The sequence below is a fragment of the Streptomyces lunaelactis genome (assembly GCF_003054555.1).
Lineage (GTDB): Bacteria > Actinomycetota > Actinomycetes > Streptomycetales > Streptomycetaceae > Streptomyces > Streptomyces lunaelactis.
Map to the genome: position 1 here is coordinate 8,034,739 of NZ_CP026304.1, position 24,980 is coordinate 8,059,718.

Sequence of the window (24,980 nt, forward strand, 5' to 3'; positions counted from 1 at the left end):
CTACTGTTTCTTGCGCGTTAAGTCACGACATACCTAAAAGTAACTTGTGTCCGATCATGTACCTGGGGTAATGGGTTAGGGGATTCCGCCCCGGTATGCGATCAAGGCCACCCCGGAGGTCCAACACCCCACGGCCATCGGCCTGTTCGCCCTCTGTCCGGTCTCAGTCGACGTGGACTGCTGAGGCGGAGGCGATGTGCGCCGCGATCGCGCGTGCACAGTCGATGGACTCGGTACGGGTCGTGTCCACTTCCAAGTCGTAGATCACCCCGTCGTGGACCGCGTACGCCTGCGACTCGGCCATCCCGGAGACCCGGTCGCCGCGCGCGGTCTCACGTCCCGCGGCTGTCGCGCTGTCGCACCGCACTCCCACCCACAGCACTTCCAGGCCGTTGAGGGCTGACCGCCATCGCTCCTGCGAGGCGGCTCCGCCGAGGAACACCTCGTCGACGATGACGTGCGCTCCGGCGCGGACCATCGCGGCGATCCCCTGGCCCCATGCGGCGTCCAGCTGCCGGAACGCGGGCCCGACGGTCACCTGCCCGTCCGCGCCGAACTCGATCCCCGCACCTACTGCACTCATTGAGGCGGGCATCGCCTCGATCAGCGTGTCTACGCCAAGCGTCAGCCACGGCTCCGGGAGGACAGCCTGCAGACAGCGCGCGATCCCGGATTTGCCTGAGCTGGACCCACCATTGAGAACGATCACCTGAGTGTTCACCGCGCCACTGTAGGAGCGCCCGCGGCCGAATCGAAACGGATTGACGAGGCCCAACAAACGCGAGACGATACGTATCGTCTAATTGTCCGCCGGAAGGAATCCCATGCCGCAGCCACACGTCCAGTACGTGGAAGCCGCACCGGGCGTGCGCCTGTGGACAGAGCGCCGAGGTGACCCGGACGCCTCCGTGCTGCTTCTGATCATGGGCGCCCAGGCGTCCGGCCTCGGCTGGCCCGAAGAACTCTGTGACGCGCTCGCCGCCCGCCACCAGGTCGTCCGCTACGACCACCGCGACACTGGTCGCTCGACCTGGTCCTACGGTAAGGAGCCCTACCGCATCACGGATCTCGCCGACGACGTGATCGCGGTGCTGGACGGCCTCGGCATCGAGCGCGCGCACCTCGTCGGCATGTCCCTGGGCGGGATGCTCGCCCAGTTGGTGCTTTCCGACGACCCGGACCGGTTGCTCAGCGCTACCCTGATCGGCACCAACGCGCTCAGCACGACGCCTCTCGTCCACGCCGACGGCACCACGACCGCGGTGGAGGATCTGCCAGGCATCGACCAGCGGATCCTCGAGGAGTGGGCCCGGCCGGTCGAGGACCACGGGGTCGAAGCCGAACTCGACCGCAGGGTGAGGCACTGGCGACTGCTGCACGGCGACAGGATCCCGTTCGACGCGGAGTACTTCCGTGCGCTGGAACGACGCATCATCGAGCACACGGGACGGTACGACTCCTCCGGCGCCCACGGCCAGGCCGATTACTCCGGCATGGACCGAACTGAGGCCCTCGCGGCCACCCGGGTCCCGGCACTCGTCATCGCGGCCGGCGCGGAGCCCGTCTTCCCGCCGCCCCACCCTCAGCATCTGGCACAGGTGTTGGGAGAGGACGCGGCACTCGTAGAGATTGCGGGGATGGGACACGCACTGCCCCGCCAGGTCCTGAACCCTCTCGCCGAAGCGGTTCTTGCCCACACCGCGAAGGCCTGAGCTGCCGCACCGGAACACAGAGCACCCCGGACCGCTTCCGGCGAGGGCATGTGAATGCCGTCCGGGTCCTCTTGCGTCAGCACCGTGCTGGCCTCGGCTTCCACGGCAGCCCATGCCTGCCAGGCGCGCTTGTTGGCAATTCGTCTGCTGTCGCTTCGGAGGAAGCCGGCCCCTGCGGAGAACCCCGCGGAGAGCAGGGCCAGGAGCGCCGCGGGGACACGCGCATCCGCTGTGGCCAATAGGCGTCGAGGTCGAAGGCTGGTCGAGTCGACCGCGACAACCCAGTGCCGGCCGGGGCCGCGTTTTGCAGCGTCCCCTCAGCCGGCCGGCCGGCGAGATCGCGCCGCAGAGGACGAGCTTATGATCACTCGGGCAGCGCGCCAACGAGGAGGGCCAGTAGCGATGGTGAACCAGCGAGTTGTCCTTGTCACCGGTGGTGGGACGGGGATTGGCGCTGCCACGGCCCGTCTGCTGCGTGAGGCCGGGCACCTCGTCGTTGTCTCGGGACGTCGGCCTGAGCCCTTGAAGAGCCTTTCGGAGGAGACCGGAGTCCTGGCTCACCCCTCTGACATCGGTGACCCCGAGGCTGTCCGAGATCTCGTGGATGCGTCCGTGGCCGCCTACGGTCGGCTCGACGGAGTCGTACTCAACGCAGGCGTAGGGCGCTCGGGAGCCGTCGGTGACCTGTCGGTGGAGGACTGGGAGACCGTCATGCGGACCAACGTGACGGGCCCCTTTCTGCTTCTGCGCGCCGCGCTCCCGCACCTACTGAAGGCAAAGGGCTCGGTGGTCGCGGTCGCTTCGGTGTCCGCGCTGCGCAACGGGCCGGCCAATGCCGCTTACGCCACGTCCAAGGCGGCCCTGCTCCAGATGTGCCGTTCTCTCGCCGTTGACTACGGGCAGCACGGGCTGCGCGCCAATACTGTGTGCCCCAGCTGGGTACGCACCGAGATGGCGGACCGGCGGATGGTGCGATTCGCTGAGGAGGCGGGGCTGGGAGAGGGCGGTACCGATGCGGCCTACGAGGAGGCGACTCGACTGCTCCCCTCGCGTCGCCCGGGAGAGCCGCGTGAGGTTGCCGAAGCTATCGCCTGGTTGCTCTCACCGGCCGCGTCCTTCGTCAACGGCGCGGTGCTTGCCGTTGACGGTGGGGTGACGGCGCTTGATCCCGGGACCGTCGCGTTCAACTTCCGCGTGGAACCGCGCGGGGACGGAAGCTGATTTCCCCGCGACGCGCCGACACCCACCGCACTCTCGCCCAAGCCGAGCGGTCCGTGACCTTTCACGGGGTTCTGCTCCACGGGCTCGGCGCCGGTGAATTCCCCAGCGCGCCGATGCGTCAGGCGCCGGGTGCCCGGTAGTCCACCTTCTGGCGGACCGCCTCGTCGATCTCCTCGGGCGTCAGCAGCACGACCGTGCTCGTGCGAACGCCCCCTGCGGCCGATGCGGTCAGCCCCATGGCCGCGGCTGAGGCGTTGCCCGGCAGGTCCACCACCACATAGACATCCTCCTCGCCGAATGCCCAGTGCATTGACTCGAGCTGACCCCCCAGGCTCTGGACCATACGTTCGACGACCTCACGGCGTGCCGTACCCCCTTCCTTGAGCAAGCCCTTCAGCCCCTCCATGGTCAGCGTGACTCTGAAGAGATATTTCGACATCGGTCTCCGCCTTTCCTGTGCGTCCTGCCTCGAGCGGCGCGACGACGCTGGAACCGGTCAGCTGGAGCCGGACGCCTGGAGTTCTACCTCACCGACTTCAGTACCGGCAGCGTGTGAGAGATTCGCAGCGGCGTGGTGTGTACGTCCATCGTCGCCCTGCCTCAACACGACTGCATCCCGACAGGCCACACGGGCGCCCGGGGCCTTGGGCCCGACCAGCACTCCACTCGCTGTCCGCGACCACTTCCCGCGGGCGGGACGGTGTCAGGTGTGGCAGCCGCTCGCGCGTCGTCCGCCAGAAGCACCCGTCGAACGCGGTGGCGAAAATGCCCGCCGGTCGCCGGACCTGCCCCGGTACAGTCCGGCGAGGATTGGCGTCCACTGAGCATGTCGATCGCCGACGGGTACGTCGGCCGGTCGCATCCCCAACACGCAAGGAGATCAAGTGACTTCCATCGTCCGGCACATCACCTTCGACTGTGCCGATCCGCACGAGCCCTACGACCTGGCCCGGTTCTGGAGTCAGGTGCTCGGTCAACCGGTCGATCCGATCGACGAACCGGGCGACGACGAGGTCGCCTTGGAGGTGCCTGCCGGTCAACCGACGCTGTTGTTCGTGCGGGTACCCGAGAAGAAGTCGCTGAAGAACCGCGTGCACCTCGATCTGGAGCCGGACCGGCCGCGGGATGAGGAGGTGGAGCGGGTGTCGGCGCTCGGCGCGACCATCGTCGACGACAGGCGAAAGCCGAACGGCAGAGGCTGGGTGGTCTTCGCAGACCCGGCCGGCAACGAATTCTGCATCGAGGGCAGCGCGGCGGAACGCGCGGCGGCCGAGCGAGAGTACGAGGCGGCCAAAGCCGCCGAGAACGAGGGGCGGCCCAGGGCTGAATGAGCCGGGGCCCCACCTAGTGCAGGGCCCAACACAACGGCAGCCGGCCCGTTTCGCTCCAGCTCGTACCGGACGGCGGTGTCAACGACAGAGGCCGGGCGACGGCACCGTACGGCTTGTGAATGAGGGCACAACTAGGAGGCTTGCCGGGGGGGCGGGGCGGACGGTCGCGGCCCGCCGAGTTCGCTCCAACTACCGTTCCACACATGCCTGTTCCGCCAAAGAGAACGGGCAGCCCCTCTCGCGGACCTGCGCGCTCCCACACCCTGCACGGGAGATAACCCAGTCTCACACGCATACACACGTCGTCGCAGGTGAGTAACATCCGGCAGACACCCCCGCACTGAGGAGTCATCGTGCCCGATTCGAAAACCACCAATCTGAAGGCTCAATACGCTGCCAAGGTCACCGACGACCTGGAGCAGAACACCTCCGAACAGGAGCGCATCCGGGCAGAGATCGACGCCCTGCAAGCGCAGCTGACTTCCCTGGAGCAGGATCGCGAACTGCTGCTCGGCATGAGTGCAGCCCTGGGAGACGCGGCGAGCCCGAAGCCTGCGGACGTTCCCGGACCGCGCCGGGTACGCAAGGCGGAGAAGACGACAGCGCCGGCCAAGAAGGCCGCCCCCAAGGCGGCCACCAGCAAGAAGCCCGCCGCGGCCACCGGGGAGAAGGGCCCCGCCGTCACCGACCTCGTTCTCGGTCACCTCAGCCGACAGGACGAGCCGCGTACCGCCGCGGAAATCGCGAAGGCACTCGCCGACGCCCACCCCGGCCGCAAGATCAGCGACAACGTTGTGCGGACTTCCGCCGAACGGCTGGTGGCCCGCTCGAAGGTCGAACGCGCCAAGCAGGGCGCCACCGTGTACTACACCGCCACCGCACACCATGCCTCTGGCGCAATGCCCGCGGAACGTGAGAAGGCCATGGCCTGACCCCTGGAGCGCCGTTGTCTTCAACGTAGCCCGGGGCCCGCGGGCGTCGCGACACAATCAAAGCCCTCGCGGCCCGCGCCGGCGGGTGGCGCCAGGCCTGGCTGTCCCGCCGGACCGGGCCCCGACCTACCGGCAGCAGCGATCCCTCGCCGTCGCAGTCGCAGGTCAGCAGCCGCTGGTGTATGACAAAAGAGCAAGGCGGGCGAACGAGGAGAGCCACATGAACACTCAGCCTGATCGCAATCAGCCGTCCGATGGCGTGACACCCGACTCAACGCTGCACATCGGCTCCGAAGGTGGTGTGACGCCCGAGGACGTGGTGCTGGCTTCCGGGCGCGACGTCACCCCCGCGAATCTCGCATGGGCAGAGCGCAAACTGGCCGACGAGGGCAGCGCGGCCCTCGACAAGCTGCTTCCCTGACCACACGGGCAGCCCCCACGACCGGGCCCCGCCCGTTCTGCCGCCCACCGTCGGCGTGCGCGGCGCCGGTGACCGGCGCGTCCAGCGGAATCGGGGCGGCTCGTGCGTTGCGCTGACGTGAGCGGCGGCTGCAGGGTGTCGGCGACGGGGCCGCGTACGGGGGTCAGTACGGAACGGAACGCCGGGCCGACGACAGGCGCGACGCCCCGAACAGCCCGTCGCGAGGAATCCGGCCGGGCGGCGGCCCCGACGGTCGTACCGGCGACGCAGGTTCGACGTCTGGCGGAACCCGAAGGGCGGTGTGTCCGGTGACAACAGCGTGGCGCCCGCCCTTGCCCCGCTGCCAACTGGCCTTCCCCTGTGACTGGTTCACTGTGTGTTCGCCCCTCGTGGTCAGCGAGTCGATCCAGAACGGAACACGTACGCGCAGCCCGCACCCTGACAGCTGTCAGGGCCACATTCCGTCCGCCCGCATGCCAGAACGTTTCCGGTACGCGTACAGCCGCTGTTGACTCGGCGGCGCGACTGGCTGTCGTACGCATCTGCCGTGGCGGCTGTTACCGAACCGTCTTCCTTCCGCGTGCAACTACCACGTCCCCTGTGCCGTCTACCAGGCGGAACTCGCAACACGCGCGCATGAAGGACATGAAGGAGTCGACAACTGTGGGGGACACACGCCGACGAGGAGTCGTCGCACTCGGGATCACCGCGCTGGCGGCCCCGCTCACTCTGGTCATGGGGAGCACGCCCGCTCAGGCGGCCTCGTGTACGACCCAGACCGGGGCGTACCAGAAGCAGGTCGAGAAGTTCCTCGGCCGCCCGGTGGACGGAAAACAGTCGGCCGCCGACTGCACGGCGATCCAGGCCTTCCAGACGAAGCACTCGATCAGCCCGAACGCCGGGCTGGCGGGCCCCGTCACCTGGGGCGTCATGGATCTCATGAACAAGCAGAAGGCCGTCGGGAAGAACCCGAACAAGGCCGGCAAGTGCCCCACGAACAAGGGCCGTATCGCCTGCGTCGACCTGACCCTTCAGCTCAGCTGGATCCAGGACGGCAAGAAGTTGGTGTACGGACCGGTCGCGGTGCGTACCGGGCGTAACGGACACGAGACGCGCACCGGACTGAAGAAGATCTACTGGCGCCACATCGACCACGTGTCCAGCCTGTACAACGTGCCGATGCCGTACAGCCAGTTCTTCGACGGCGGCCAGGCCTTCCACTCCGTGGGTATCAGCGTCTGGGCGCCGCCCGGCTCACACGGGTGCGTGAACATGACCAAGAGTGACGCCGCCAAGTACTGGAGCCTGCTCCGCAACGGCGACGACGTCTTCGTCTACGGCCGCAAGCCCTGAACCTGAGACAACGCACGACCCCACAGGGCACAGGCAAGCGCCCGGAAGCGGCCGGGCCGACGGTCCGGCCCCTTCAGGGTCCACGTTCTGTGTCGCCGTCCCGCAGACCATTGCAAAGAGTGCCCAGTGCTAGAAATGAGGCATGAAGGGACATTCCCTGCGATCCAGGCTTGAAGCGGGCCGCTCATTTGTCGGTCGGCTTCTGCGCGATCGGCACGGACATCCCGTTTCGGGACGCGGGTGGAACGCTCCGCACGGGAAGGCGCCCGGGGCGTCACAGGGTTCGCCACGGCGAGGAGTGCGTTCCCTGCTGGGTGTGCGCAGCGCCGCCGGTCAGGTGCTCTTCCTGCAGATCGCGGTCGCGGTGCTGCTGATCACCGGCGCACTGGTGGCGCTCGTGTTCCAGGCGCGGTACGACAGCGAGCGGGATGCCGAGAAGCAGTCGCTCGCTGCCGCGGAGTCCTTCGCGGACGCCCCGGGCACCGTAGAGGCGCTGAGATCTCCTGATCCGACCGCCGCGCTGCAACCCCATGCTGAGGAGGCCCGGCGGGGATCGGGAGTGGACTTCATCGCGGTGATGTCCACGGGTGGTATCCGCCTTGCCGACACCGATCCGACGCTGATCGGCCGGCGCGCCCAGCGCATCGAACGCGCCGCGGCCGGAGAAGCCTTCACGGAGATCTTCGAGGGAGAGCCGAATGACGCCGCGCGGGCCATCGTCCCCGTTGTCGGTGCCGACGGCTCCGTCGTCGGTCTGGTCGGCGCCGGAGTCCGGATCGAGAACGTCTGGGGCTCGGTGGACCGGCAGATGCCGGTGCTCTTCGGCTGCGCCGCCGCCGCACTCGCCCTGGCCACAATCAGCTCCGCGCTGGTGAGCAGGCGGCTGCGGAGGCAGACGCACGGCCTTGGCCCCACCGAGATGACCCGGCTGTACGAGCACCATGACGCGGTCCTGCACGCCGTGCGGGAAGGCGTGCTCATCATCGGGGGTGATGGCCGGCTGATGCTGGCCAACGACGAGGCGCGCCGGCTCCTCGAGCTGCCGCCGGGTGCGGAGGGGCGCCACGTCGCCGATCTCGGCCTCGATGCGGACACCGCGGAGCTGCTTGCCTCGGACCGTGAGGTGACCGACGAGGTGCACCTGGCCGGGGACCGCCTGCTGGCCGTCAACACGCGGCCCACGGTGCCGTTCGGCGGGACTTCCGGCAATGTCGCGACGCTCCGGGACACCACCGAGCTGCGTGCGCTGTCCGGCACGGCCGAGGTGGCCCGGGAGCGCCTGAAGATGCTGTACGACGCCGGGGTACGGATCGGCACCACGCTGGACGTGGTGCAGACCGCCGAGGAGTTGTCCCAGGTGGCGGTCCCGCGGTTCGCGGACTTTGTGACGGTGGAGCTGCTGGACCCGGTACTGCTTGGCGAGGAGCCGTCGGGCGTGCACACGGAAATGCGGCGAACGGCAGTGAGCGGCCTCCGTGAGGACCACCCGTTCCAGCCGGTGGGCGACGTGATCAGATTCGTCGTCCCCACCACGCCGATGGCAGCGGCTCTGGCCAGCGGCCACGCGGTGCTGGAGGCCGATCTGACCGTCGCCCACGGCTGGCGGGCCCAGGATGCGGCGGGGGCGGACCAAGCGCTCGCCTACGGAGTGCATTCGCTGGTCACGGTGTCGTTGCAGGCTCGTGGTGTCGTCCTGGGAATGGCCAACTTCTGGCGCGCGGAGCGTCCCGGGCCCTTCGATGCGGAAGATCTGTCCTTCGCCGAGGAACTGGCCGCACGCGCCGCTGTGGCCATCGACAACGCTCGCCGCTTCACCCGTGAGCACACCATGGCGGTGACCCTCCAGCGCAGCTTGCTGCCGCGCGTCCTGCCCGAACAGAACGCCCTGGATGTCGCTTATCGCTACCTGCCCGCGCAGGCCGGGGTGGGTGGTGACTGGTTCGACGTCATCACGCTGCCCGGGGCCCGGGTCGCTCTGGTCGTCGGCGACGTCGTCGGCCACGGCTTGCACGCGGCGGCCACCATGGGCCGTCTGCGCACCGCGGTCCACAATTTCTCCTCCCTCGACCTGCCGCCTGACGAGATCTTGGGGCTCCTCGACGAGTTGGTCTCCCGCATCGACCAGGAGGAGGGCCGCGATGTTGACAGCGACGGCATCACGGGAGCCACCTGCCTGTACGCCATCTACGATCCGGTGTCCGGTCTGTGCAGCCTGGCAACGGCAGGGCACCTCGCCCCCGCACTGGTCCGCCCCGACGGCACGGTCGACTTCCCCGAGGTGCCCGTCTCCCCACCCCTGGGATTGGGTGGACTGCCCGTCGAGACGGCCGAACTGCGGCTGACCGAGGGCAGCCGGCTCGTCCTCTACACCGACGGCCTCATCGAGAACCGCGACCGCGACATCGACACCGGCCTCCGCCTCCTGCGCAGCACCCTGGCCGAGGACACGAACCGGACGCCGGAGGAGACGTGCCAGGCCGTGTTCGGTGCCATGGTGCCCGCGCACCGCAGGGACGACATCGCATTGCTGGTGGCCCGGACTCACCTGCTGGACTCTGCCCGGGTTGCCGACTGGGACGTTGCCTCAGACCCCGCGGCCGTCGCTCCTGTCCGCGCCGCGTGCGGCCGTCAGCTGGAGACGTGGGGTCTGGAGGAGATCGGATTCACCACTGAGCTGATGCTGAGCGAGCTGATCACCAACGCGATCCGCTACGGGGCCGAGCCGATCCATGTGCGGCTGCTGCACGAGCACACGCTGATCTGCGAGGTGTCCGACGGCAGCAGCACCGCCCCGCACATGCGACGTGCGGCCACGACGGACGAGGGCGGGCGCGGCCTGTTCCTTGTCTCTCAGTTGGCCGGACGGTGGGGAACCCGGTACACGCCCGCCGGGAAGGTCATGTGGACCGAACAGTCCCTGGTCAACGGGCAGCAGGCGGCGGCGGGGCTGCTGTTGGACGATACGTCCTGGTGACGGGGATCAGCGCCGGACGGTCCAGACGACCGACGAACGCAGCTTCCCGGCGATCTCCGGGTCGCGTACCGAGGCCGTCCGGTCGACGACGGTGACCGACAGCCGGTGCTTTTTGAAGTCCAGTAGCTTCAGCCCCAGTTCGGAGACGCGTACCTCCCTCCGCCCCTCGAAGCGCTTCAGCTCCTTGCCGTCCAGCGACCAGCGGATCGCGAGCGGCGTCGTGGCGACGCCCGCCAGCCGGGGCACGGCGACCTTCGCGGTGTGGCGTGAGCGCAACGTGCCGTCGGTGGGGGTGACGGCGGTGGCGACCGTCGCGTGGCGGTAGAAGCCGGCGATCATCGCCTCGATGCCGGGGAGGTTGAAGGGCTTGCCGAGGACGCGCATGAGCGAGTTGTCGGTGGGGCGGTACAGCCCCTTCACGAAGTATCCGCCGCCCTCGTACGTGCCGACCGTGCCGCCGTCGGGGGAGGTCTCGCCGAGCCAGCGGTGCCACTTGGCGCGCTCAGCGGCCATCCGGTCGGCCGTCAGGGTGGAGGTGTTGGAGTCGCCGGGCTCCGGGCCCGTGTACTGCTCGTAGTCCGGGTAGCCGGGGTAGAAGTATTCGTCGGCGAGCTTGCCGAGGGAGTGGCCGGTCTCGTGGATGGCGACTTGGCCCGAACGCTCGTTGCCGGCGGACGCGGTCGAAATGCCTTCGTAGCCGAGGGTCTCGCTGGGCTCGTTGTAGCCCGCACCGCCGTACTTGGTGCTGTTGGCGAGGACGATCACGAGGTCGGCCTCCGGAGCCCTGGCCACGTACGAGTCGACCTTGGTCTCGTCGATGCAGAGCAGCCGCTCGATGTCGTCGCACCAGAAGTACGAGCCGAGGGCGGTGTCCCGCACGGTGGCCTGGTCGGGGTCGCCGGAGACGCCGGACTCGTTGGAGACCGCGTCGACCGTCCAGAGGTTGAAGAGGTTCTGGTAGGTCGTGTACGGCTCGACGGCCGCGACCTCGGCCCACTTCTCCTTGGCGTCCGTGTGGAACTGTCCCAGCTCGGCGGCGGTGTAGCCGTCACCGATGACGACCACGTCCAGCCGGTCCGCGGTGGAGCCGTTGTCGATCACCTTGGTGACCTCGCCGTCGGCCGCCGCCTCGCGGGCGGAGAGCCGGGGCGCGGGCCGGTCGAGGCCGTCGGCCGGTACATGCGTGTGGCCGGATCCGGCGGCTCCGCCGCGCTCCGGCCCCGGTATCTCGACCTCCGTCGTCCTGGCCTCGGTCGTCGTCCCGGTCGGCGGCGCCGGGTCGGCGGTCGACGACCCGGCGCCGCCGGCCAGTGCGGCGGTGACGGCTGCGGCGACACCGGCCGCTGCCACGGCTCTGCTCAGGTGTGAGCGCACGGAGTTCTCCCCCTTGTACGGAAGTTAAGTGCACGGATAAGTGCGTTGAACGAGTTGCTTAAATTAGGGGCGCGCACGGGAGGTGCGCAATGGCCAGTCGGCCCTGAATACTGAGGGAGTTCGAGCGACCAGGGGGTCTCCATGGACGAACCGGCCGAGATCGGCCGCCGTGTTCAGTGTCTGCGTACCGAACGCGGGCTGACACAACGGCAGTTGGCGGAGCCCTCGTACACCTCCGCGTACATCTCGACACTGGAGTCCGGCAAGGTGCGGCCCTCCGAGACCGCGCTGCGCTTTCTGGCCGAGCGCCTCGGCACCTCGTACGAGGAACTGGCCACCGGACGCCCCGCCCACCTGGCCACCGAACTACGGCTCGCCCTCACGGACGCCCAGCAGATGCTCGCCTCCGGCGCCGCCGACGAGGCGGCGGTCCGCTACCGGCGGCTCCTCACCGACGCCGAACACCTCGACCTCGCTCCCGAGCAGGCCGAGGCGCTGCTCGGTCTTGGCGACTGCGCGCTGGAGACCGGGGAACTCGGTAACGCGGGGCGCCACTTCGAGACGGCCGAGCGGCTCCTGTCCGGCGAACCGCTCCCACGCCGCGCCCGCGCGATCCGCGGCCGCGCCATCTCGCACCTCCTCGCCGGGGAGCTGCGGTACGCGTGCTACCTCCTCGAATCCACCATCGACGAGCTCGGCGCGAGCGGACTGGCCGACCCGGAGGCGCTGGTGCTGCTGTACGCCGCCGTCATCGGCCCGTACATCGACATGGGCGCCCACGCCCGCGCGGCGCACGCCGCCGAGCTCGCCCTCGCCCTGGCGCCCCAGGTCAACGACCCGGCGCTGGTGGCGGGCATGCACCGGCAGGTGGCCCGTACGTTCCTCGCGGAGGGGCGTACGGCGGACGCCGACGCCTCCCTGGCCAAGGCCCAGGCGATCTACCAGCAGCTGCGGCTGAACACGGACCTGGCGCACTGTCACTGGATGCGCGGCTATGTCCAGGCCCAGAACGGCGAACTCGACGCGGCCGAGCGGCAGTTGCGTACCGCCCGGGACATGCTGGCGGCCAAGCGCGCCGCCCTCTACACCGCCCAGGTGGAGGTCGAGCTCGCGGACGTCCTGCGGCGCCTCGGCCGGCATGACGAGGCGACCGGACTCCTCTCGGCGCTGCTCGAACTGGGCGACCGGCACGGCGCCGTGCACGCTGGCGGGGCGCACCGGCTGCTCGGCATGATCGCGGAGGAGCAGGGGGACACCGAGTCCGCCGAGGAGCACTACGTGCTGTCGCTCGGCCTGCTGGAAAGGAGCGGAGCGACGGGCGACCTGGCCGACCTCTGCCGGCTGCTGGGCGACCTGCTGCGCCGCACGGGCCGGACCGAGGCGGCACTCGACGCGTACCGCACGGGCCTGGGCCACCGCGCGGCCCCCGGCACGACGACCCTGGGACCGGCGCCGGCGACCCCGTCCTTTGCGGGCGTTTCGAAGCGCCTTGGGTCCTGAGGCTTGTGGCAACGCGCTTTGACGGGGGTGCCCGAGGGCGGTCGCGTGGCCGCTACGGCTGGGCGTTGCGGCGGAACAGGGCTGTCCAGAGGAAGGGTTCGCCGAAGCACGGGGACTCCGGCGGCTCGTCGCGCATACGGCGTAGTTCGACCTCCGTCAGGTCGGAGAAGATCCGGCGCAGGGAGGTCGGCGTGTAGGCGAGGCCGCCGTGGAGGCTGGACTGGCGGTAGAAGTCGCTGTCGGCCAGTTCGGATCCCATGCCGCCGGCCGCAAAGCAGGTGAGGGCGAGATGGCCGCCGGGAGCCAGGCATTGGTCGAGGAGGGCAAGGTAGCTGATGCGGCGGTGCGGTGGCAGATGGTGGAAGCATCCGGAGTCGTAGATCAGATCGTACGGGCCGCGGAGTTCGGTACCGACGAGAGTGAAGGCGTCACCGCACAGGAATCGGACCTCGGCTTCCGCCTCGCGGGCGCGGTCCTCGGCCCAGGCGGTGGCCGCGGGGGAGAGGTCCACGGCGTCCACATCGAAGCCCAGCGAGGCGAGGTGGAGCGCATTGCGGCCCGGCCCGCAGCCCAGATCGAGGGCGCGCCCCGGTGTGATCAGACCGCGGTCGAGGCAGGAGACCAGGTTCTCATCCGGCTTGTCCACAAAGAACGGCACCGGCTTGGAGCGGTCGGCGTAGAAGCTGTCCCACCACGATCCGGCGCCGGCTGTCCATCGGTCGGCCCCTGGCGCGAACAGGCCGTCCAGGAGCCTGAGTACGTCGTCCACGGTGCGGATGTTCCGGTCCATCCGGTCCCCCTTCCCTGTCCGTCGATCGTAGGTTGGTCCGGGATAAAAGCCCAGATCAGGCCGGGTGGCCGGACGCTGTCGCCGACCGAGTGAGGGGCCCCCGCCAGGGGGAGAAGGGCGCCACCCACGGCCGGGGGCGCAGCGCCGCCCAAGCCTCCGTCGTAGGCCCTCAAGGGGGCAATCCCGGCCGCCCCGATCCGGGTTTCTCAGCGATTCTCCGGAGGCGCCCTCAGGTTCCGTGGCCACAGTGGTATCGGTAGGCCCGCGGCAGTTGGGGCCGCGGGCCAGGTGGGCTTTCGACGAGAGGCCTGGGCCGTGTCTGACAAATCCCGCCTGGCGCGCGACGCCCTGCGGGCGGACAGCGCTATGTGTCAGACACGGCCTAGCGGCTCTCGCGTTCGGGCCAGGGGAAGCCGAGCGCCTCGGCGTGCTCGCGGCTGCCGCCCCTGACGTCCGCGTAGGTCTTCGGGTCCTCCGTGGCGAGGCGCCGCAGCGCGGCGGCGGCGCGGTCCTCGGGAGGGGTGCCGTCGTCCGGGAGTCTCCAGACGAACTGAAGCCAGGGGCCGTCCTCGTCCCTCTGCCCGGCGCTGAGCCCCGGCCAGTACGTGAACGACAGCGAGGTCACGTCCGGGTCGTTGAAGGCCGTGCCGGTCCAGCCATGCTGGGCGTCCCACCGAGTGAGGAGGTCCGGCCGGTCTCGCAGGCCCGCGGCGATCAGCCGCGCCGTGATCCGGGCGGGCCACGCCCATGAGTGGTCGCTCTCGGCACGCGCGATCTCGGCGTCGTAGTCGGCCGCGTTGAAGCGGTATTCCGGGAGTTCGGGCGGGGGTTGCCGGGAAGGCGGCGTGGCCGGGCGGCGCCAGTCGCGCCACACCACATGTTCCCCCTCGCGGCAGATGGTGACGTAGAGCGCACCGCAGCAGCCCTCCGTGCAGTAGGCCTCGGCGAGCCGCACTTCCCGGGGTTCGGCCGCGGCCCGCAGGCGGCCGCTGTCGAGCAGGTACTCCGGGGAGTTGGCGGGGCCCAGGCCGAAGGCCTCCGGCACCAGGGGGCGGCCGTCGATCAGAAGCCGGGTCTCGGCGGTGTCCGGGTCTGCCGGGTCGCGCACGGCGACCTCGACTCGTAGCCGGGTCGACGTAGCCCGGGCGCTGAAGGGCTGCCGCGCCGCGCGCCGGATCCAGTGGGTCCGGCGGCGTTCGGTGGGATCGGTGGGTTCGCCGACCGGTACGGCGGACCAGGCGGGTGTACCCAGGACGGTCTCCAGGGCGTTCAGCAGTGCCTCGCGCTGTCCGGGCCGCCAGTTGAGGAGGAAGCTGGGGCCGCTGTGCAGGTCGAGGGCGAGCGAGAGCAGCGTCGCGTAGTGGTCGAGGGTCGGGGGCAGTTGGGAGGCGCGGGCAACGAGCGCGTCGTACGCGGTGAGGGCCTGTGGGTAGGCGAGGATCTCGGCCCGGTAGTCGCGCAGACTTGTCATGAGGGACAGCAGGCGTCCTGCCTGGGCCAGGACCCGGCTGTCGACGGGATCCTCACGGAGGACATCGGCGAGTCCGACGGCCTCTGCGATCTTGCGGGCGGTCGAGGAGCTTACGGCGCGAGGCTCGATGGGAACTTCCAGCAGCCAGGTGCGGGCGGCTTGGTCGTCGCGCGCGGCGAGAGCGGCGACCAAGTGGCGCAGTTCCCGGCCCTCGACGTGATGGCCCAGCCATACCAGGGCCGCGGTAGGGCAGTCGAGGGCGGTGAGTGCTTGGACGGCCGGGCGGGCGAAGCCGTGCAGCAGTCCGAGAACCTTGAGGTACGGCACATCCTCCGGCTCGCCGAGTCGGGCCAGGAGACCGACGCCGACGCTCACGGCCGGCGTGCTGGTACCCATACGCACGAGGCGGCGACCGAGAGCGCGGGCTGTCGCCTCGTCGTCCAGGGGCAGTCCGGCGACGGCGGCATGGATGTGACGGTCCAGGGCGCCCAGTTCGTGCAGGCGAAGGTGGACCTCGTCGGCGGCCCGGAACGTGTCCGGGGCGGACAGCAGGGGGACGAGGGCCTCCCTGACGGCCACTTGGGCCTCGGCCCAGCCGAGGCTGCCGCGGCGCTGTGGCGGCGGGTCGGGAAGTGAGTAGCCGCCCTTGGGCACGCGGCCGTCGGGCTCCGCGCGATGCAGGCGCAGGGCGTATTCGTACAGAGAGGGCCGAGGGGTGAGCGCGCCGCGCTCTTCCGGGGCGCTCACCGGGTGCGGTGGGACTCGATTCCATAGGTCATGCGGGAGATGCTGTCATGCCCGTCCCGCCGTGCGCCAGCGGATTTTGTGGGTCAGGCGACCGTCCCGCCCGGACTTCCCCGGGGCCGCTTAGCCCCGGGGCTCGCCGTACCAGCGCCATGTGGTGAGGCGAGGCCGCCCGTCCACCTCGGTGCGCCCCGTTGCCCACAACAGGGTGAGCCACGGGTCCGTGTCCACCGGTGCGTTGGGGAACAGGCGGGCCAGCACGCGCGCACACAGATCGGCAGGCGGATCCCAGACGAGCCCGAGCCCCTCCGCCAGGTCGTACGTGTGCACAAGGGTTTCCACGATCCCCATCGCCCCGAATCCCTCGGGGTCAGATACTCCGTACCCGTGGTACGAGCGGACATGCGACGGCGTGGTCCGCACCATGGCCACCAGGAGCGCCCCGCTCGCCTCCAGCACCTGCAGCAGCCCGGCAGGACCCGCCGTCCGGTCCGCATGGACAGCGTTCCCCGGGCCACCGGGCCGTCGGCTCTCCCAGACGAAGGGCACTTCGCCGTCCAACGGCGGTGTTCTGGGGCCCAGTTGGACGGCGTACGCGAACAGGTCGTCGCTGAGATGCTCGACGGTCTCCCAGCAGTCCCACTCCAACGTGCCGGCCTTACCACCCCACGCCGTCGCCGGCGCCTCCTGGAGGACGGTCACGGCGAGCTGTACGGCCTGGTCGAGGTCGTCCGCGGTGACGCGGGAGGGGCTTGCTGCTGCTTCGGCTGGTTGTGACATGGCAGGACCGTATCGATCACCTCCTGAACAGGGAACACCGAGTCCACATCCAGGTACGAAGCCGGCATGCCGGGAAACCGAGCTTTCCGCCGGAGGCGGCGTGCGTATCGGAAGTCAGCCGGCTGGGGCTGGGAGCGCCGTGTGAGTCGTGGCTTGCGCGGCGGCGGGGACTGTCTCATAGTCCGAGGTATGGACGCGCGCGAGAAGGCGCTCCAACAGGCATACGGCCATGCCGTCCGCTGGCTGGCGAGCCTGTCCGATCGCCGGGTCCCAGCCCGCGCTTCGGTCGACGAGATCGTGAGCGCGCTCGGTGTCGAGCTGCCCGACGGTCCGAGCACCCCCGCCGACGTCGTCGACCTGCTGGTCACGGCCTGCGAGCCGGGGCTCACCGCGTTTCCCAGCGGCCGTTTCTACGGGTTCGTGGTCGGTGGCACCGGACCGGCCGCGCTCGCCGCGGACTGGCTGGTCAGCGCCTGGGACCAGAACTGTGTGATGCGCGCCGTCTCGCCCGCGCACACGGCGGCGGAAGACATAGCCGGCGCGTGGCTGCTCGAACTGCTCGGCCTGCCGAGCGACAGCGCCGTCGGCTTCACCACCGGTGCCACGATGGCGAACTTCACCTGCCTCGCCGCCGGGCGCGACGCGGTGCTGCGCCGTGCCGACTGGAACGTCGCCCGCGACGGCCTCGCGGGTGGGCCGGCCGTGCGCGTCATCGTCGGCGAGGACCGCCACATGGCCATCGATCTGGCGCTGCGCTACCTGGGGCTCGGCAGACCCGAAGTGGTGAAGGCGGACGATCAGGGACGCATCGAGCCCGAGGCCCTGCGGCACACCCTGGCGGCCGGCGGGCAGCGCCCCACGATCGTGATCCTCCAGGCCGGAGACATCCACTCCGGCGCCTTCGACCCCTTCGTCGAGACGATCCGCGCCGCTCGCGAGGCTGACGCGTGGGTGCACATCGACGGCGCGTTCGGACTGTGGGCGGCTGTCTCCCCGGCGTACGCACATCTGACGGCGGGTGCCGCACAGGCCGACTCATGGGCGACGGATGCCCACAAGACCCTGAACGTTCCCTACGACTGCGGCCTCGCCATCGTGCGCGACCCGTTCGCGGTCAGGGCGGCGATGGGCCTGCACGGCGACTACCTCATCCAGGACGAACACGGCGACCCCATCGACAAGGTCCCCGAACTCTCCCGGCGCGGCAGAGCGTTCACCGTGTGGGCCGCCCTCAGGTCACTCGGACGCGCAGGTGTGGCCGACCTCGTCGAGCGGCTGTGCCGGCACGCCTCCTCGTTCGCCGCCGGCATCGCCGGGATCGACGGGGCGAGTGTCCTCAACGACGTGGTCTTCACCCAGGTCTGCGCCGAGTTCGGCAGCGACGAACGCACAGAACAGGTACTCACCCGGCTGCTCGACGACGGCACGGCGTGGATCAGCGGCTCCACCTGGCACGGCCGTCGCGTCATGCGGATCTCGGTGAGCAACTGGTCGACGACCGACGACGACGTCACGCGCACGCTCGACGCGATCAGACGCGCATCCGCTCTCGCCTGATACGGAAGCCGTCATCCTCCGGGGGACTGGCCTGCGCAGGAGTCCCGAGGGGACGCCAAGAAGGACGGCACCATCCATGTGACCTCGGACAAGGAGCAGTAAAATGCAGGAGATCACCTCTCTGGGCCTGGTGCACACGCTCAGCTGCGAGGCTTGCCCGTGGCCGCCGGAAAATCGCTGGCGGTGGGCCTGATGGCCGGATAGGAAGGGCGCCATGAGTACCTCCACGCCCCCGCCCGCGCCCCAGAACCCCGTCGACCGGCGGACCTTCGTCCGCACGACGCTAGACCTGGGTGATGTGCTGCTGCACCCGTGGGGCAGGGAGGCCGCCGAGCTGGAAGGGACGCTGGACGGCCTGGCAGCCGCCGCGGCGGACCCGCTGATCGCCCTCTGGAACCCTCTCGCGACATCCGACCACAGCGACGCCTTGGCGTGGCTGGAATCTCGCGACGGAGGCTGGGACCGCGGTGACAGCGCCTCCTTCGCCGCGCTGGCCGCGGCCGACGGCGCCCTCCTGGGCAGCGTCACCGTGCGCTGGGTCGACCGCGCGGACGGCCTGGCGATGATCGGCTACTGGACGGTGCCGGCCGCCCGCGGACGGAGTGTGGCCACCCGAGCAACCAGGGCGGTGACCAGCTGGGCCTTCGGGACGGCCGGTGCCCGCCGGATCGAGATCGCCCACGCAGTCGGCAACGAGGCCTCCTGCCGGGTGGCCCACCGCTGCGGCTACCTCCCCGAGGGCACGCTGCGGGACTCTCACCGCTTCGGCGATGGGGCGTACTACGACGAGCACCTGCATGCCCGTCTGGCCACTGACCCAGAACCGGCCGACCTCGTGGCGGAGTCGACGGCGTACGGCAACCCGACAGCCGGGCGGGCGGGCGACGCGTCATAGTCGTCGACGAAGCCCTCGCTGTTGAAGCTCGGCCGGCTGCGAATCTCCGGCAGGCGGTGGTCGGCGGCAGCCAGGACCGGATGCCCAACTGGCAGAGAGCGCCCTACTCATGGGAAGGAAGCAACGGTATGGCCGTTGTCCACAACACCACGCTGACGCCCAGCAAGGTCGAGCTTCTCGCGAGATGGCTTCCTCGGCAGTCGTGGTACGTCGGCTCGGGGCGCGAGCCGGAACTGACCAAGGTGGGCGGTTTCCGGATCGACGACCCGGAGGGCGAGGTCGGGATCGAGTTCATGGTGGTGACCGACGGGTCCGGCGACCAGCCGATGACGTATCAGGTGCCGCTCGGCTACCGGGGGTCTCCACTCGCCGGTGCCGACCACGCGCTCGTCGGCACCACCGAGCACGGGGTGCTGGGACGGCGGTGGATCTACGACGGAACCCATGACCCCGTTCTCGTCGCGCAGTTGTTCGCTCTCATCCAGGGCGAGGCCCAGCCGCAGGACCAGAACGCAAGCGACACCCTCGACGCGACCGTCACCAGCTTCTTCGCAGAGACCGGCCCTACAGCGGTGATCAGGGCGATGAGCGTGACCAACGGGTCGAACGGTACGAATCTCCTCGTACGGACCACGGCCGCCACAGCCGGTTCGGGGACCCGCCAGGACAGAGAGCTGTCCATCCGAGTGAACCGTGTCCTGCGCGCCGGCCAGGGCGACTCAGCGGCCCATGCGAGACAGCCGGTGGGATACGTCGCCGCCGGCTGGCTTCAGCCGGACGGCTCTAGGGCGCGCGGCTTGTTCGCCGTCGTTCACGACGCGACGCCGGAGCCCAAAGCCGGTGATCCGGAGTAGGACGGACGGCGATCGGAGCCAGGCTGTTCTGTACGGGCCCCAGCTGTCGGCTCAGGACGCTGTCGGCCCGGCGGCGCCGTCCCTGTCACGTGAGCGCGGATGTCCGGATCACCTAGACTCGGCGGATGGCGAAGTATTTCGACGTGCACCCCGAGAATCCTCAGCGGCGCACCATCAGCAATGTCGCTGACAGCATCCGGTCCGGCGCGCTCGTCGCGTACCCGACGGACTCCTGTTACGCACTGGGATGCCAACTGGGCAGTCGTGACGGCATCGGCCGGATCCGGTCGATCCGGAACCTCGACGATCGTCACCACTTCACCCTCGTGTGCCAGAACTTCGCGCAGCTGGGTCAGTTCGTGCACATCGACAACGACGTGTTCCGCGCGATCAAGGCAGCGACACCCGGCAGTTACACCTTCATCCTCCCCGCGACGAAGGAGGTGCCGCGCCAGCTCCTGCACCCGAAGAAGAAGACGGTCGGAGTCCGGATTCCCGACCACGCCGTCGCTCAGGCTCTACTCGCCGAACTCGGTGAACCGCTCCTTTCCAGCACCTTGCTCATGCCGGGCGAGGACGAGCCGATGACGCAGGGCTGGGAGATCAAGGAACGGCTCGACCACGTGGTGGACGCGGTGGTCGACTCGGGCGACTGCGGCACCGAGCCGACGACGGTCATCGACTTCTCCGGCGGCGAAGCCGAGATCGTACGCCGTGGAGCAGGCGACATCGCACGGTTCGAGTAGCCGCGTCGATGCCCACCGCTACGTGTCGGGCACGGGCGGGAGCCCAGGCGTCCCCGCCCGCACGGTGTTCAGGGAGTGTAGCTTCGGAGCCGGACGGGGAAATCCTGGCCGCCGCACGGTTGTTGCTCCGGGAGCTGGACGCGGCCGGTCGGCACGGCGGGGTGAACGTGATGGACATCCGGGAGGCCAAGGGCGTGCAGGTGGGTGACCACAACACGCAGACCAACACGTTCAACTGACAGGGCCGCGCCGGTGGGAGCAGACGAGACAGGCCCCGGAGTCGACGCCCGCGGAGCCAGGGGACTGCAGGTCGGAGACGGCAACGTCCAGATCAACGTGTCCGCGCTTGGCCGGCCGGCTGCACAGTCCGCGTATCTCTACCAGGTACAGGCGATCGCCCCCGAAGTCCTGACGGGCCGGGAGACGGAGCTGGCCGAACTCACGGACTTCTGCACCCGTCCCGACGCCGGCGACTACCAGTGGTGGCGCGCCAGGGCTTGGGCGGGCAAGTCCGCGCTGATGTCGTGGTTCGTCCTGCACCCACCACGCGAGACCCGCATCGTCTCGTTCTTCATCACCGCCCGCCTCGCCGCCCAGAGCGATCGCGCGGCGTTCCTCGACGTCGTCATCGAGCAGCTGGCGACCCTCCTGGGCGAGCCGGTACCGCCGTACTTGACCGCCGCTACCCATGCCTCACACCTGTGGGCGATGCTCGATTCCGCGGCCGCGGCCTGCAAGGAGCAAGGACAGCGCCTCGTGCTGGTCGTGGACGGCCTCGACGAGGACAGCGGGGCCGCCGCCCACAGTATTGCCGCGCTGCTCCCGGCTCGACCTGCCGCGGGCATGCGCATCGTGGTGTCGGGGCGTCACGACCCGCCGGTCCCGTCCGATGTGCCACCCAAGCACCCCCTGCGCGATCCGGCCGTAATACGAGACGTGGAGGCGTCACCGCACGCCCAGGACGTCCGGCACGATGCCGAGCGGGAGCTGGTGCGGCTGCTTCACGGCACGACAGCGGAACAGGACTTGCTGGGCCTGGTCACGGCGGCGGGGGGCGGGCTCAGCGGACAGGACCTGGCCGAGCTGACGGGACGCCAGGTCTGGGAGATCGAGGAGTCGCTCCACGCCGTCGCCGGGCGCACGTTCGCCCGCCGGCCCGTGTCGGGCTGGTCCACGCCGGCGGCGAGGTACGAGGTCTACGTGCTCGGCCACGAAGAGCTCCAACGAGCTGCCGTCGACTTCCTGGGCGACGCACGCCTGGATGAGTACCGGAAGCGGCTGCACACCTGGGCGGACGAGTACCGCCAGCAGGAGTGGCCCGCCGGAACACCTGAGTATCTGCTTCTCGGCTACTTTCGATTGCTGCGGGCCGAGGGCGACCTCACCAGGATGATCGCCTGCGCCTTGGACAGGGCCCGGCACGGACGGATGCTCGATGTGAGCGGCGCGGATGCCGCCGCGCTCACGGAGATCACTACCGCGCAGGACGCGATCCTCGAGAGCGGCGTTCCGGATCTGTGGGCCATGACCCTCTTGTCGGTCCACCGTGACAACCTCACCCGGCGCAACACCAGTATCCCTCCCGGTTTGCCTGCCGTATGGGCCATGCTGGGGCATCCCCTACGCGCCGAGTCCCTGGCCAGGTCCATCCCGGATCGGCGTGATCAGCTTCGTGCGCTGGGCGCTGTGACCGCGGCGTTGGCCGAGGGCGGTGACCGCTCTCGGGCAGGGGCTCTGGCTGACGAGATTGTCTCCCTCGCCAACTCCGCTTCGCATCAGGATCCAGGGATGTACAACGGCTTGGTCGATTTGGTGAGCACCGTAGCCAGGGCTGGATACGGTGCTCACGCCCGCAAGCTGGCCCAGATCGTCACAGACCTTGAACGGCAAGAGCAGCGAACGTGGACGTCGGAGTTCGTCCCGCGGGCGGCGAAGCTGGCATGGGCAGCGGCTGAGGGCGATGACCGCACCCACAGCGCTGGCGACTCCGGCCAAGGGGAGGGGTATTTCTCCCGGAGCTACGTCTATATCGACGAAGAGACCCGGACAGTGGTGGACGAGGCGGCTGCGGCGGCCGGTGCGGGGGACATCGACTACGCCAAAGACCTTGTCGGCGGTATCACCGACCCCGAAAAGCAGTCGCGGGCGTTGGCGGAAGCGGTGTGGGCGGCCGCTGAGGCAGGGCACGTCGACCGCGCCCAGGGTCTTGCGCGAAGCATCGTCGTTCCCGACCAACGGGCATGGTCGTTGGCGCACGTGGCGCGGTCGTGGGCCGCAGCGGGGAACTTCGCCCGCGCTGAGGCTCTGGCCCGTGAGATTGAGGCCGTCGCCCGGAACACTCCCGACCCCGAGAAGGTGGCGTGGAAACTGGCGGACATAGTGGAGGCGTTGGCTGAAGCCGGGTACGTCGACCGCGCAGGAGCAATTGCCCGCGAGATCGAGGACCTCGCCCTGAGTATCGCCAACCCCACGAGGCGGGTGTTGAGGAACGTGGCGCGGGCGTTGGCCGCGGTGGGGGACGTCGACCGCGCCGACGGCCTCGCCCGGGGTCTCACCGATTCCGTCGATGAGGCGTTGACCTTGACCCACGTGGCGCAGGCAGCGGCCAGAGCGGGGGACATCGAACGCGCCGAGGACATCGTCTGGAGCATCGACGACGACTGGCAGGAGTGGGCCTTGAGACACCTGGCGCGGGCGTTGGCCGCGGTGGGGGAGGTCGACCTCGCCGTCGACCTCGCCTGGAGCATCACCGATCCCGTCGATCAGGCGTGGGCGCTGGCGGACGTGGCGCGGGCGCGGGCCGGAGCGGGGGATACCGACCGCGCGAAGGCCGTGGCCCGCGAGGCCGAGGCGGTCGCCCGGAGCATCACGAGCGACCTGGAGCAGCAGGCGTGGGGGCTGGCAGAGGTGGTGGAGGCATGGGCTGCGGCGGGGGACATCGACCACGCCGAGGAGATCGCCTGGAGCATCAGCCTCACGCACTACCGGGCGCAAGCGTTGGTGAACCTGGCTTCCCAGGTCGGGGCGGCTCGCGCGTGTCCGCTGATTGCACAGGCAGTGCGACTCGACGCCTGGCAGATAGCCGTCGATGCCCTCGCCGTGGCTTTGCCCGATGTGCTGACGGCAGTTGCCGACGACCTTCTCTCCGGACAGCCGGAAGCGCTTGGCTGACCTGGATCCATCATGACCGCGCGGCCGCACGATGGGTGCCACTGGGCGCGGTTGTGTCTGCCGTCGTGGAAGACCTCGCGCAACGGTCCGGCTGAACCTCCGCCGCGCGTGCGATCCGCTGTCCCACCCCGGCCGGTCAACGCCTTCGCACCAGTGGCCGCACCCCCGTGGCGGTCACTGGTGCGAACGGCACGCGACGTCAGAAGGTGCAGGTGGGCACACCGTCCAGCCACGCGGGCCCCTTGATGTAGATATTGGTCACCCATGCCTTGTAGTCCGGCAGATAGGACCAGGCGTCGTTGGTGTAGCCGTCGGAGGTGACCAGCTCCGCGTGCTTCTGGCACTCGACGCGGATCGTCGTCGGCTGGGCGAGCGCGTAGACGCGCGCGGCCTTGGTGGACGGCTGGGCCTTGGTCCAGACGCCGTTGCCCCAGGTCTGGAAGACGTGCCCGGTCACCGGTCCGGTGTTGACGCGGACCGCTCCGTAGTAGCTGCCGGTCAGCCGGACATCGCTGACCATGAGTCTGGTGCCGGACTGCTTGGCCTCCACCATCTTGCCCGCGCCGAGGTAGATGGCGATGTGATGCAGCTTCTGCGAGGTGCCCCACACCAGCAGGTCGCCGGGGAGCAGCGGGGCGAGGCCCTGGGCGGCGGTGAAGCGTTCGGCGGCGCGATGCGTGTAGTACTGGGCGCTGGCAACCCCGTTGAGCATGTCCACGCCGGTGGCCTGGGCGTAGGCGTGGCGGACCAGACCCGAGCAGTCGAAGCCGAGCCGCTCGGGATCGTGCTCGCTGGCCGGGTCGGTGGGGTCCACCTGCCCGTACGTGGCACCGGGCTGGGGTCCGTGACCGCCGCCCCACGTGTACCAGACGTCCGCTGCCACCTGCGCGCAGGCGGCGGCGATCGCCCGCTCGGCGGCCGCGGACGCTCCCGGTGCCAGGACGGCGCACTCGCCGTCGGCGGCGGCCGTACGAACTGCTGTGGCCGCGGGCGCGGTTGCGGCGGCCGCGGTGGTGGGCGCCCAGAGAAGGAAGGCCAGTAACCCGATGAGTATGCCGATGATTCCGGTCCGGCGGAGCATGCCAGGACCCCCGTTTCCTGTTGCCGTTGGTCGTTGTGCCGTTCGTCGTTCCGTACGTGGACATCAGCCTGCG

21 protein-coding genes are annotated in these 24,980 nt (G+C 69.7%); 14 read left to right on the forward strand and 7 right to left on the reverse strand.

Annotation, left to right across the window (positions count from 1 at the left end):
- Positions 1–163: 163 nt before the first annotated feature.
- Entirely contained in the window at positions 164–721 is a 558-nt protein-coding gene (gene cpt, locus SLUN_RS36745) for a chloramphenicol phosphotransferase CPT (RefSeq protein WP_218929505.1), read from the reverse strand.
- 103 nt (positions 722–824) lie between these two features.
- On the opposite strand from cpt, the gene SLUN_RS36750 reads away from it, so the two are divergent.
- Both SLUN_RS36750 and SLUN_RS36755 read left to right on the forward strand, forming a co-directional pair.
- Complete coding sequence (locus tag SLUN_RS36750) at positions 825–1,712, forward strand: alpha/beta fold hydrolase (RefSeq protein ID WP_108154193.1); 888 nt, start codon at positions 825–827, stop codon at positions 1,710–1,712.
- 402 nt (positions 1,713–2,114) lie between these two features.
- Positions 2,115–2,933 carry an SDR family NAD(P)-dependent oxidoreductase gene (locus SLUN_RS36755; protein ID WP_108154194.1) on the forward strand — a complete coding sequence of 273 codons (819 nt, stop codon included), beginning with the start codon at positions 2,115–2,117 and terminating at the stop codon, positions 2,931–2,933.
- A gap of 118 nt (positions 2,934–3,051) precedes the next feature.
- Here the strand turns inward: SLUN_RS36755 and SLUN_RS36760 are convergent, their stop codons facing one another.
- Positions 3,052–3,372: a GYD domain-containing protein gene (locus SLUN_RS36760; RefSeq protein WP_108154195.1), complete on the reverse strand. Its 321-nt coding sequence runs from the start codon at positions 3,370–3,372 to the stop codon at positions 3,052–3,054.
- A 445-nt stretch (positions 3,373–3,817) separates the two neighbouring features.
- On the opposite strand from SLUN_RS36760, the gene SLUN_RS39755 reads away from it, so the two are divergent.
- The 5 genes from SLUN_RS39755 to SLUN_RS36785 all read left to right on the forward strand — a co-directional run bounded on the left by SLUN_RS39755 (position 3,818) and on the right by SLUN_RS36785 (position 9,944).
- Complete coding sequence (locus tag SLUN_RS39755) at positions 3,818–4,264, forward strand: VOC family protein (protein WP_159100418.1); 447 nt, start codon at positions 3,818–3,820, stop codon at positions 4,262–4,264.
- 353 nt (positions 4,265–4,617) lie between these two features.
- Positions 4,618–5,196 (forward strand): hypothetical protein, encoded by a 579-nt coding sequence (locus tag SLUN_RS36770; protein WP_108154197.1) that lies wholly within the window; start codon positions 4,618–4,620, stop codon positions 5,194–5,196.
- Between the two features lie 220 nt (positions 5,197–5,416).
- Positions 5,417–5,617, forward strand: coding sequence for a hypothetical protein (locus tag SLUN_RS36775; RefSeq protein WP_108154198.1), 201 nt, complete (start codon positions 5,417–5,419; stop codon positions 5,615–5,617).
- 663 nt (positions 5,618–6,280) lie between these two features.
- On the forward strand, positions 6,281–6,970 hold the full coding sequence (locus tag SLUN_RS36780) for a L,D-transpeptidase (protein WP_108155151.1): 690 nt from the start codon (positions 6,281–6,283) through the stop codon (positions 6,968–6,970).
- 337 nt (positions 6,971–7,307) lie between these two features.
- Positions 7,308–9,944: a SpoIIE family protein phosphatase gene (locus SLUN_RS36785; protein ID WP_371413930.1), complete on the forward strand. Its 2,637-nt coding sequence runs from the start codon at positions 7,308–7,310 to the stop codon at positions 9,942–9,944.
- A 6-nt stretch (positions 9,945–9,950) separates the two neighbouring features.
- Here the strand turns inward: SLUN_RS36785 and SLUN_RS36790 are convergent, their stop codons facing one another.
- Entirely contained in the window at positions 9,951–11,318 is a 1,368-nt protein-coding gene (locus SLUN_RS36790; RefSeq protein ID WP_257153867.1) for a M64 family metallopeptidase, read from the reverse strand.
- 141 nt (positions 11,319–11,459) lie between these two features.
- Between SLUN_RS36790 and SLUN_RS36795 the strand changes: the two genes are divergently transcribed.
- On the forward strand, positions 11,460–12,818 hold the full coding sequence (locus SLUN_RS36795; protein WP_108154201.1) for a helix-turn-helix domain-containing protein: 1,359 nt from the start codon (positions 11,460–11,462) through the stop codon (positions 12,816–12,818).
- Between the two features lie 52 nt (positions 12,819–12,870).
- Here SLUN_RS36795 and SLUN_RS36800 read toward each other — a convergent pair whose 3' ends face one another.
- From SLUN_RS36800 to SLUN_RS36810, 3 genes are all read right to left on the reverse strand, one after another.
- Entirely contained in the window at positions 12,871–13,608 is a 738-nt protein-coding gene (locus SLUN_RS36800; protein ID WP_108154202.1) for a class I SAM-dependent methyltransferase, read from the reverse strand.
- Between the two features lie 382 nt (positions 13,609–13,990).
- Entirely contained in the window at positions 13,991–15,826 is a 1,836-nt protein-coding gene (locus SLUN_RS36805; protein ID WP_257153868.1) for a hypothetical protein, read from the reverse strand.
- A 120-nt stretch (positions 15,827–15,946) separates the two neighbouring features.
- Positions 15,947–16,603 carry a maleylpyruvate isomerase mycothiol-dependent enzyme family protein gene (locus SLUN_RS36810; protein ID WP_108154203.1) on the reverse strand — a complete coding sequence of 219 codons (657 nt, stop codon included), beginning with the start codon at positions 16,601–16,603 and terminating at the stop codon, positions 15,947–15,949.
- Between the two features lie 189 nt (positions 16,604–16,792).
- Here SLUN_RS36810 and SLUN_RS36815 point away from each other — a divergent pair, with 189 nt between their 5' ends.
- The 6 genes from SLUN_RS36815 to SLUN_RS39760 all read left to right on the forward strand — a co-directional run bounded on the left by SLUN_RS36815 (position 16,793) and on the right by SLUN_RS39760 (position 23,826).
- Complete coding sequence (locus SLUN_RS36815) at positions 16,793–18,160, forward strand: pyridoxal phosphate-dependent decarboxylase family protein (protein ID WP_108154204.1); 1,368 nt, start codon at positions 16,793–16,795, stop codon at positions 18,158–18,160.
- 214 nt (positions 18,161–18,374) lie between these two features.
- On the forward strand, positions 18,375–19,055 hold the full coding sequence (locus SLUN_RS36820) for a GNAT family N-acetyltransferase (protein ID WP_108154205.1): 681 nt from the start codon (positions 18,375–18,377) through the stop codon (positions 19,053–19,055).
- Between the two features lie 128 nt (positions 19,056–19,183).
- Positions 19,184–19,909 (forward strand): maltokinase N-terminal cap-like domain-containing protein, encoded by a 726-nt coding sequence (locus tag SLUN_RS36825; RefSeq protein WP_108154206.1) that lies wholly within the window; start codon positions 19,184–19,186, stop codon positions 19,907–19,909.
- 125 nt (positions 19,910–20,034) lie between these two features.
- The gene (locus SLUN_RS36830; protein ID WP_108154207.1) at positions 20,035–20,655 is read left to right on the forward strand and encodes an L-threonylcarbamoyladenylate synthase; all 621 of its coding nucleotides are present in this window, start codon (positions 20,035–20,037) and stop codon (positions 20,653–20,655) included.
- A gap of 119 nt (positions 20,656–20,774) precedes the next feature.
- Positions 20,775–20,894 (forward strand): RIP homotypic interaction motif-containing protein, encoded by a 120-nt coding sequence (locus SLUN_RS42505; protein ID WP_302851523.1) that lies wholly within the window; start codon positions 20,775–20,777, stop codon positions 20,892–20,894.
- 13 nt (positions 20,895–20,907) lie between these two features.
- Entirely contained in the window at positions 20,908–23,826 is a 2,919-nt protein-coding gene (locus SLUN_RS39760; protein ID WP_159100419.1) for a P-loop domain-containing protein, read from the forward strand.
- Between the two features lie 199 nt (positions 23,827–24,025).
- On the opposite strand, the gene SLUN_RS36840 is transcribed toward SLUN_RS39760, so the two are convergent.
- Entirely contained in the window at positions 24,026–24,907 is an 882-nt protein-coding gene (locus SLUN_RS36840; protein WP_108154208.1) for a C40 family peptidase, read from the reverse strand.
- Between the last annotated feature and the right edge of the window lie 73 nt (positions 24,908–24,980).

Excerpts from the sequence above, each read along its gene's own strand:
- SLUN_RS36750 (WP_108154193.1), top strand. The coding sequence starts at position 825 with ATGCCGCAGCCACACGTCCAGTACGTGGAAGCCGCACCGGGCGTGCGC.
- SLUN_RS36755 (WP_108154194.1), top strand. The coding sequence starts at position 2,115 with ATGGTGAACCAGCGAGTTGTCCTTGTCACCGGTGGTGGGACGGGGATT.
- SLUN_RS36760 (WP_108154195.1), bottom strand. The coding sequence starts at position 3,372 with ATGTCGAAATATCTCTTCAGAGTCACGCTGACCATGGAGGGGCTGAAG.
- SLUN_RS36775 (WP_108154198.1), top strand. The coding sequence starts at position 5,417 with ATGAACACTCAGCCTGATCGCAATCAGCCGTCCGATGGCGTGACACCC.
- SLUN_RS36795 (WP_108154201.1), top strand. The coding sequence starts at position 11,460 with ATGGACGAACCGGCCGAGATCGGCCGCCGTGTTCAGTGTCTGCGTACC.
- SLUN_RS36800 (WP_108154202.1), bottom strand. The coding sequence starts at position 13,608 with ATGGACCGGAACATCCGCACCGTGGACGACGTACTCAGGCTCCTGGAC.
- SLUN_RS36810 (WP_108154203.1), bottom strand. The coding sequence starts at position 16,603 with ATGTCACAACCAGCCGAAGCAGCAGCAAGCCCCTCCCGCGTCACCGCG.
- SLUN_RS36815 (WP_108154204.1), top strand. The coding sequence starts at position 16,793 with ATGGACGCGCGCGAGAAGGCGCTCCAACAGGCATACGGCCATGCCGTC.
- SLUN_RS36820 (WP_108154205.1), top strand. The coding sequence starts at position 18,375 with ATGAGTACCTCCACGCCCCCGCCCGCGCCCCAGAACCCCGTCGACCGG.
- SLUN_RS36825 (WP_108154206.1), top strand. The coding sequence starts at position 19,184 with ATGGCCGTTGTCCACAACACCACGCTGACGCCCAGCAAGGTCGAGCTT.
- SLUN_RS36830 (WP_108154207.1), top strand. The coding sequence starts at position 20,035 with ATGGCGAAGTATTTCGACGTGCACCCCGAGAATCCTCAGCGGCGCACC.
- SLUN_RS36840 (WP_108154208.1), bottom strand. The coding sequence starts at position 24,907 with ATGCTCCGCCGGACCGGAATCATCGGCATACTCATCGGGTTACTGGCC.